General features: G+C 69.0%; 3 protein-coding genes. 1 reads left to right on the top strand and 2 read right to left on the bottom strand.

Going from position 1 to position 2,313, the window contains the following annotated elements; all coding sequences use genetic code 11:
- Positions 1-12: 12 nt before the first annotated feature.
- A complete protein-coding gene (locus AC2VOG_RS19190; protein WP_486941415.1) occupies positions 13-885 on the bottom strand; it encodes a 1,4-dihydroxy-2-naphthoate polyprenyltransferase in 873 nt (290 codons plus the stop codon).
- A 38-nt stretch (positions 886-923) separates the two neighbouring features.
- Between AC2VOG_RS19190 and AC2VOG_RS19185 the strand changes: the two genes are divergently transcribed.
- Positions 924-1,700, top strand: a complete 777-nt coding sequence (locus AC2VOG_RS19185; protein WP_486941414.1) for an S-methyl-5'-thioadenosine phosphorylase — start codon at positions 924-926, stop codon at positions 1,698-1,700.
- A gap of 4 nt (positions 1,701-1,704) precedes the next feature.
- Here AC2VOG_RS19185 and AC2VOG_RS19180 read toward each other — a convergent pair.
- A partial coding sequence (locus tag AC2VOG_RS19180) for an NAD-binding protein (protein ID WP_486941413.1) occupies positions 1,705-2,313 on the bottom strand: 609 nt, incomplete at its 5' end.

The raw sequence follows: 2,313 nt of genomic DNA, 5'->3' as shown, positions 1-2,313 counted from the left end.
GCCCCAGGCTGCTCAGCCCGTCAGCGTCAACGCCGCCGCCACCGCGATCGACCAGACCAGCATCGTCAGGCCGGTGTCGCGCAGTACCGGGATCAACGCAGGCCCGATCTGGCCGGTGCGCACCGGCTGGGCGGCCCGCACCGCCAACGGGGCAGCGAGCAGGCCCAGCGCACACCACGGCGTCGCCATGGTCAGCGCGAGGGTCGCGACTGCGGCGACGGCCAGCAGCATCTGGTAGAAGAAGCGGGTGCCCTTGTCGCCCAATCGAACGGCCAGCGTGATCTTGCCAGACTCGGTGTCGGTCGGGATGTCTCGTAAGTTGTTGGCCACCAGCACCGCCGACGACAGTGCGCCGGTCGCCACGGCCAGCACCACCCCGACCCAGTCGACCCGTGACGCCTGGGTGTACTGGGTGCCGAGCACCGCGACCAGGCCGAAGAACAGGAACACCGCGACCTCGCCGAAGCCTGCGTAACCATAGGGCCGCGAGCCGCCGGTATAGAGCCATGCCCCGGCGATGCACAGCGCTCCGACCGCAATCAGCCAGGGCGCGCTGGTCAGTGCGAGCGCCAACCCGGCCACCGCGGCGATCGCCAAGTTGGCCAGGGCCACCGCGAGCACCGACCGCGGTGCGGCCAACCGCGAGCCGACCAGCCGCAGGGGCCCGGCCCGGTTGTCATCGGTGCCGCGGATACCGTCGGAGTAATCGTTGGCGAAGTTGACCCCGATGATCAGGGCCACCGCGACAGCCAGCGCCAGCAGGGCCTTCCACCAGACTGCGGCGTGCAGCCAGCCGGCGGCGCCGGTACCGGCCAGCACGGGGGCGACGGCGTTGGGGAGGGTGCGTGGTCGCGCACCGGCGATCCACTGCGCAAGACTGGCCACCTCCCGATCGTTGCATGCCGGTCGGCGACAATGACGAGATGATCGGAGTGATCGGCGGCAGCGGCTTCTACAGCTTTTTCGACTCGGCTGCCCGCAGCGTCAGCCTGGACACGCCATTCGGCGAGCCCAGCGGGCCCGTCACCGTCGGATCGATCGGTGAACACGAGGTGGCCTTCCTGCCCCGGCACGGCGTCGACCACCGCTATCCCGCGCACCAGGTGCCCTACCGGGCCAACCTGTGGGCGCTGCGGGCACTCGGTGTCCGGCGGATCTTCGCGCCGTGCGCGGTCGGCAGCCTGACCACCGATCACGAACCGGGCGCGGTCGTGGTTCCCGATCAGCTGGTCGACCGCACCCGTCGGCGGGCCGATACCTACTTCGACTCCGGCGCGGCGCATGCGGCCTTCGCCGATCCTTACTGCCCGACGCTGCGATCGGCGGCCGCCGGGCTGCCGGAAGTCGTAGACGGCGGCACCATGGTGGTCATCGAGGGGCCCCGGTTTTCCACCCGAGCGGAAAGTCAGTGGTTTGCCGCCGCGGGCTTCACCCTGATCAACATGACCGGCTATCCCGAGGCGGTGCTGGCTCGTGAACTCGAAATCTGCTATGCGGCAATCGCTTTAGTGACGGATTTGGATGCCGGCATCGAGACGGGTGCCGGGGTGAAGCTCGTCGACGTGATCGGTGAATTCGCCAAGAACATCGAGCCGTTCAAAAGGCTCGTCCGTCAAGCGGTCGGCCGGGTCGGCGCCGAGCACACCTGCACCGAGTGCGTGTCGCACACCGGGATGTCGCTGCCGTTCGACGACGCGTGAGAACTCAGCCGGCTTTTGCCGTCGCGGTGTCGCTGTCGTCGGATTTGGGCTCCCGTGGCGGCCTGCCCCGTCGCAGCGTGTCGATCAACTCGCGGTAGGGGCCGACCAGATACACGGTGTCGTCGGCGTGCAGCCGGGCGTCGCGGCGCGGGTGCAGCTTGAGCAGTCCGTTGGACGTCACGATCGCGATGACCCGGGCCAGGTTGGACAGCTCGTACATCCGCAATCCGTCCAGCTCGCTGCCGGCGGCCACCTGCATGCCGCCGACCACGAACGAACTCTGGCCCACCGAGAACGTGCCCAGCACCTGCAGTCCGATCGCCGCGCCGATGAAGTACGGCACCGCCAGCTCGACGGTGGAGCGGACGTTCTCGAAGCCGAACCGCTGCGCCACCGCCAAACCCAGCGTGCGATCGTAGACCCGCAGCACCAGCGGAATGTCGGTCCAGTGTTCCCGAGTCGCCGTCTTCTTGCCGAGCATCTCGGTCAGCACGATGCCGGTCTCGATGTTGACGATGTCGGTGCGGGTCAGCACCGCCACTGCCCGGGCGCGGTCGACCCGGGCGGCCTGCAGCGTCTGGCGCAGGGTGGCGTCGCCGAAGATCACCGGCAC

The sequence above is a fragment of the Mycobacterium sp. TH-M11 genome, assembly GCF_057473725.1.
This window is presented reverse-complemented; position numbering and strand designations above follow the sequence as displayed.

Coding starts and splice junctions, on each gene's coding strand:
- AC2VOG_RS19185 (WP_486941414.1), top strand. CDS start 924: ATGATCGGAGTGATCGGCGGCAGCGGCTTCTACAGCTTTTTCGACTCG.